The 6,085-nt window shown below is 62.1% G+C and carries 5 protein-coding genes and 1 pseudogene; 5 read left to right on the top strand and 1 reads right to left on the bottom strand.

Translation table 11 applies throughout. The features are described from left to right. Positions 1 to 59: 59 nt before the first annotated feature. Positions 60 to 290, top strand: a complete 231-nt coding sequence (locus tag Q8O80_RS16220; RefSeq protein ID WP_305581105.1) for a hypothetical protein — start codon at positions 60 to 62, stop codon at positions 288 to 290. 66 nt (positions 291 to 356) lie between these two features. Here the strand turns inward: Q8O80_RS16220 and Q8O80_RS16215 are convergent, their stop codons facing one another. Next, entirely contained in the window at positions 357 to 1,841 is a 1,485-nt protein-coding gene (locus Q8O80_RS16215) for a sigma-54 dependent transcriptional regulator (protein WP_305581103.1), read from the bottom strand. Positions 1,842 to 2,096: 255 nt separating this feature from the next. On the opposite strand from Q8O80_RS16215, the gene Q8O80_RS16210 reads away from it, so the two are divergent. The 4 genes and pseudogenes from Q8O80_RS16210 (at position 2,097) to Q8O80_RS16195 (ending at position 6,083) form a co-directional block, all read left to right on the top strand. After that, positions 2,097 to 3,899, top strand: coding sequence for a M3 family oligoendopeptidase (locus Q8O80_RS16210; protein ID WP_305581101.1), 1,803 nt, complete (start codon positions 2,097 to 2,099; stop codon positions 3,897 to 3,899). 65 nt (positions 3,900 to 3,964) lie between these two features. Continuing rightward, positions 3,965 to 4,132 carry an aa3-type cytochrome c oxidase subunit IV gene (locus Q8O80_RS16205; protein WP_305581099.1) on the top strand — a complete coding sequence of 56 codons (168 nt, stop codon included), beginning with the start codon at positions 3,965 to 3,967 and terminating at the stop codon, positions 4,130 to 4,132. Positions 4,133 to 4,196: 64 nt separating this feature from the next. After that, positions 4,197 to 5,492: pseudogene (locus tag Q8O80_RS16200) on the top strand (Re/Si-specific NAD(P)(+) transhydrogenase subunit alpha); the annotation flags it as partial. 228 nt (positions 5,493 to 5,720) lie between these two features. Then, positions 5,721 to 6,083, top strand: coding sequence for a proton-translocating transhydrogenase family protein (locus tag Q8O80_RS16195; protein WP_305581097.1), 363 nt, complete (start codon positions 5,721 to 5,723; stop codon positions 6,081 to 6,083). Positions 6,084 to 6,085 lie beyond the last annotated feature (2 nt).

Raw genomic sequence — 6,085 nt, 5'->3', positions numbered from 1 at the left:
GTGTAATGCGGGTACTGTCGGGCCCTGCTAGAGCAATGGCTTTTGCAGGAGCCTTGCCCATGACCAGTTACCGGATTGTCGATTGCCGGGCGGGCGACAGCGCTGGGCAGGAGATCACCATCGCCAGCGCCACCTCACCCGAGGATGCGGCGCACAAGGCGATCGGCGAGACGCTGGTGCGCAGTGGCCGCAAAAGCGATTTGCGGGTGCGCGTCTACTATCAGTACAGCGGGCAGACGCTATCGATGGTGCGACTCTACGCCAAGGCGATTGATCGGGAACAGCTCTGACCGGCCAGATCCTGTCGATGGAGCAGCCAACCAGGTCCGGTCCGACCCGATCAGATCACACCAGTGCTACGCCGCGTCGCTGAGCAGGTCTTCGGCCAGGCCGTATTCGTGCAGTTTGCGGTAGAGGGTGGAGCGGCCGATCTTGAGGGCGCGGGCGACACGTGACATGCGGCCGCCATGGTGCTCGATGGCAAAGACGATGGCGGCGCGCTCGATCTCGGCCAGCGCGGCAATGTCGCCGGCGGGATCAAGGAAACGGTCGGGCGCGGCGGGCATGCTGGTATCGATGCGCTGGCGGGCGGTGGCGGAATCGATATGGGTGGGGGAAGCGGCCATGGGCGCGGCCTGGATTTCCTTGATGGCGCGGTCGCGGCCGTTGGCCTGGGCGATAATCTGCGGAAAATCGATGGTTTCGAGGAAAGCGCCATCGCTGAGGATGACGGCGCGATAGACGGCGTTTTCCAGCTGGCGGACATTGCCCGGCCAGTCATAGGCGGCCAACAGGTCGAGCGCGGCCGGCGAAATGCCCAGAATGCGCTTGCCGGCCTCGGCTGCGAAGCGGGCGATGAACATGGCGACCATGGCGTTGAGGTCTTCCATGCGCTCACGCAAAGGCGGGGTATAGATGGGGAAGACGTTGAGCCGGTAGTAGAGATCCTCGCGGAATTCGCCGGTTTTCGCCAGATTCAGCAGGCGCCGATTGGTGGCCGAGATGAGCCGGACATTGACGCGCTCGGGGCGCGAGGCGCCAACAGGTTCGATCTCGCCTTCCTGCAGTGCCCGCAGCAGCTTGACCTGCATATCGAGCGGCAGTTCGCCGATTTCGTCGAGAAACAGCGTACCATTATGGGCTTCGGCAAATTTGCCGGTCTGATCGGCCAGGGCGCCGGTAAAGGCGCCTTTCTTGTGTCCGAACAGTACCGATTCCACGAGATTGGGCGGGATCGCGCCGCAATTGACGGTGACGAAGGGTTTGCCGGCGCGGTCGCCCGAGCCCTGGATGATGCGGGCGATCAGTTCCTTGCCGACCCCGGTTTCGCCCTCGATCAGTACCGGGATGGTCGATTTGGCGGCCTTGGCGCAGAGGCTGAGCACGCGGGCCATGGCTGGCGCCTTGGCGATCATGTCGCTGGCCGTGAAGGTGCCGGACTTGCGGGCGCGCTCGGCGCGGATGGTGGCTTCGAGCGCATCGAGTTTCATGGCGTTGCGCAGCGAGATGACCAGGCGCTCAGGGGCGATGGGTTTGACGAAATAGTCGGCTGCGCCGTTGCGCATGGCCGAAATCACCGTCTCGAGGGAGGCATTGGCGGTCTGGATGATGACCGGGGTGGTTAGCCCTTCGCGGCGCATGGCGTCCAGCACGCCCATGCCATCGAGGTCGGGCATGACCAGATCGAGAATCATCGCGCCGATATTGCGGTCGTCGCGCAAAATGGCCAGAGCCTGTTCCCCGCCCGTGGCGATGAGCGGCTTGAAACCAGCCTTGTTGGCGACTTCCGCCGTCAGGCGCAGTTGAACCGGATCATCATCAACTACCAGAATACGCGTCATCCAAACCCCGGCTATTTGCGACGGCATCGAATCGTGTGCCGTTTTGGGAACACGATGAGCGGATGGGGTTAAGGGGCGATTAATCATGGAGAATCCGGCGGCGGTTTATGCCGGCCAATTGCGTCCTGGCCTTCCCGGTCTCGCCTTTGATGCGGCGTGGGAGGGGTGAGGCAACGCGCCTTGGACGCTGCACTTCCCAAGCTTGGTCCCGCTCGGCTAAGGTCCGCGCCAAATCAGATCCGCCGGAGAGACCGCATGACCGCACCCGTCCAGAAGAGCCACAATCAATATGGCGCCCTGCCGGTGTGGGATCTCAGCGATCTCTATCCTGCGGCCGACAGCCCGCAGTTCAAGGCCGATCTGGAACGGGCCAAGGCTGACGCAATCCGCTTTGAAGCCGATTACAAAGGCAAGCTCGTGGCGCTGACCCAGGCGGGCCGGTTGATCAAGGCGATCAAGGACAGCGAGGCCCTGGGTGATCTGACCGGCCGCATCGGCTCGTTCGCCTTTCTGCAATATGCGCAAAAAGCCACCGATCCTGATCGGGCCAAGTTCATGGGCGACACCAATGAAGCGCTGACCAATCTGTCGACGCGCGTGTTGTTTTTCGAGCTGGAACTGAACCGGCTCGAGGATGCGGATCTCGAAGCGGCGCTGGCCGCTGATGCCGAGCTGGCGCGCTATCGCACCTGGTTTGATGAATTGCGCAAGGCCAAGCCCTACCAGCTCGACGACAAGCTGGAAGAACTGTTCCACGACAAGTCGACGACGTCGTTTGCCGCGTGGAACCGCTTGTTTGACGAAACGCTGAGCAGTCTTGAGTTTGACGTGGCAGGTGAGACGCTGACGCTGGAAGCAACGCTGCACCTGCTGTCAGAAAAAGACGAAGCCAAGCGCGAAGCCGCGTTCCGGGCGTTGGGCAAGACGCTCAAGGCGAATGGGCGGCTATTTACGCACATCACCAATGTGCTGGCCAAGGACAAGGAAATCTCCGATCGCTGGCGCGGCTACCAAGACATCGCCGATAGCCGCCATATGGCCAATTCGGTGGAACGCGAAGTCGTCGATGCGCTGCAAAAGGCGGTGGAGGAGGCCTATCCACGGCTGAGCCATCGCTACTACCGCATGAAGGCCAAATGGTTCGGCAAGGACAAGCTGAACGCCTGGGATCGCAATGCGCCGCTGCCGACCAGTGATGAGCGGGTGTGGGACTGGGACAGTGCGGTATCCACGGTGATGGAAGCCTATGGTCAGTTTTCCCCCGACCTGGCGGCCTATGCCGCGCCATTCTTCAACTCGGGCTGGATCGACGCGCCCAGCGGCGACGGCAAGCTGTCGGGGGCCTTTGCCCATCCGACCGTGCCGAGCGCGCATCCCTATCTGATGCTCAACTATATGGGGCGGTCGCGTGATATCATGACGCTGGCCCATGAATTGGGGCATGGCGTGCATCAGCGGCTGGCCGCGGCGCAAGGGCCGATCCTGGCCAATACGCCGCTGACCCTGGCCGAAACGGCGTCGGTATTTGGCGAAATGCTGACCTTCCGCTCGCTGCTGAACAAGACCACCGACCCCAAGCAGCGCTTTGCCCTGCTGTCGAGCAAGGTCGAGGACATGCTCAATACAGTGGTACGGCAGATCGCGTTCTACACCTTTGAGCGGCGCATCCACACGGCGCGGCGCCAGGGTGAACTCAAGACCGAACAGATCAACCAGATCTGGCTGGATGTGCAGCAGGAATCGCTGGGCGATGCGATCATCACCAATGACGGCTATGAAAGCTTCTGGGCCTATATCCCCCACTTCATTCACTCGCCTTTCTATGTCTACGCCTATGCCTTTGGTGACTGTCTTGTGAACTCGCTCTACGCACAGTATGAGAAGTCCAGTGTAGGCTTTGCCGAGCGCTATTTCGAGCTGCTCAAGGCTGGGGGAAGCAAGCACCACACCGAACTGCTCGCGCCGTTTGGACTGGACGCCAAGGATCCCCAATTCTGGTCGCTGGGTCTCTCGATGATCGAGGGGCTGATCGACGAGCTGGAAGCAACGGCTCCCTGAGCATTGTTGCGGCGACCGACTTCGGGCACTTAGACTTTTTGAACACTGGACTTGCGAGGACGATAATGGCCACCAAACACCGCCCCGAACATCATTCCGAGCCGCGGCTTGAATCGCCAATGGATTATGCCCAGCACGAGGGCACCTATGAAGGCTTCATCACTGGCGTCAAATGGGCCGCCATCATCTCGGTCATCTCGATGGTCATTCTCTATTTTCTGATCCAGCCCTGATTTCAGCGCAGGTCCACGCATTCCATTCGAGCCTGTCCGCCGGACGGGCGAGCAGGAGATTTTCATGAAAATTGCCATCGTCCGCGAACGGGTCGAGGGAGAGAACCGCGTCGCGGCCACCCCCGAAACGGTCGGCAAACTCATTGCGCTGGGCGCCAGCGTTCAGATTGAAAAGGGTGCCGGGCTGGGCTCGCGCATTCTGGACAGCGACTATCAAGCGGCAGGCGCAGTCATTGCTGCGACGGCGCCGGCAGCGCTCAAGAATGCCGATATTGTGCTGACCGTGCGTCGCCCCGAGGCGGCGGCATTGGCCGGCGTCAGCAAGGGATCGCTGCTGATCGGCGCGCTGGACCCCTATGGCAATGACAAGGAAGTGGCGGCGTTGGCCAAGGCTGGCGTCACGGCGGTCTCCATGGAATTCATGCCGCGGATTACCCGCGCGCAGGTAATGGACATTCTGTCCAGCCAGGCCAATCTGGCCGGCTATCAGGGCGTCATTGAAGCGGCAGCGGCGTTTGACCGCGCCCTGCCGATGATGATGACTGCCGCTGGGACCGTGCGTCCGGCCAAGGCCTTCGTGATGGGCGCCGGTGTTGCCGGGCTGCAGGCTATTGCCACCGCCAAGCGTCTGGGTGCGGTGGTATCGGCCACCGACGTGCGGCCAGCCGCCAAGGAACAGGTTGAGTCACTGGGCGGCAAGTTCGTTGCTGTCGAGGATGAAGAATTCAAGCAGGCCGAGACTGCCGGCGGTTACGCCAAGCAGATGAGCGCCGAATACCAGGCCAAACAGGCCGAACTGACGGCGCAGCACATTGCCAAGCAGGACATCGTCATCACCACGGCGCTGATCCCGGGGCGCCCGGCGCCACGGCTGATCACCAAGGCGATGGTTGAATCGATGGCGCCGGGTTCGGTGATTGTCGATCTGGCCGCAGAGCGCGGCGGCAATGTCGAACTGACCGTGCCGGGCAAGGTGATCGAGCACAAGGGCGTGACGATCATAGGCTACACCAATATGCAGGGTCGCATTCCGACCACGGCGAGCCAGCTCTATGCGCGCAACCTGCTGGCATTCCTGACCACGCTGATCGATGCCAAGGAACAAAAGCTCGCCATCAACTGGGACGACGAGCTGGTCAAGGCGACCGTGCTGACGCGCGATGGTGCGGTGGTGCACCCCAGTTTTGTCGCTGGCGACGCCAAGCCGGCGACGCCTACCAAGACAGCTGCAGGCAAGACTGCGGCACCGGGCAAGACTTCTGCCAGCAAGCCTGCGGCTAGCAAAAAGGCTGCAGCAAGCAAGACTGCCGCAAGCAAGGCCCCCAGTGCCGCCAAGCTGGCAGCCAAGGCACAGGCCACGGTCGTCATGGATGCGGCCGCTGCCCCCAAGCCAACCACGGCCAAGCCGCTGCAAACCAAGCCCGCTGCAAAGAAAGCTGCGGCACCTGCAGCCGCCAAGCCTGCCGACGTCAAAAAGCCAGCTGCCGCCAAAAAGCCTGCTGCGGTCAAGAAACCGGCGGCAGCCAAGACGCCAACCGCCAAGACGACTTCAGCCAAGATCCCCGCAGCACCCAAGGGAGACCAGTAAATGGAAGCCACGGCAGAACAGACCGCCGATGTGGTCGCCGCCGCCGCCCACGCGGCAATCGGGGGCGCTATCGACCCCTTCACCTTCCGGCTGGCAATTTTCGTGCTGGCGATCTTTGTCGGCTATTTCGTCGTCTGGTCGGTGACCCCGGCCTTGCACACGCCGCTGATGAGCGTGACCAACGCCATTTCGTCGGTGATCGTGGTGGGCGCCCTGCTCGCTGTCGGCGTGCATCTGGCGGCTGACGGGAACTGGGTGTCCAAGGCCTTCGGCTTTATCGCCCTGGTGTTTGCCAGCGTGAATATCTTTGGCGGGTTCCTCGTCACCCAGCGCATGCTGGCCATGTACAAGAAGAAGGGCTGAGC

Source organism: Devosia sp., from assembly GCF_030689745.1.
GTDB lineage: Bacteria > Pseudomonadota > Alphaproteobacteria > Rhizobiales > Devosiaceae > Devosia > Devosia alba.
The sequence above is the reverse complement of the archived record's forward strand: the minus strand, read 5'-3'. Positions and strand labels throughout refer to the sequence as shown.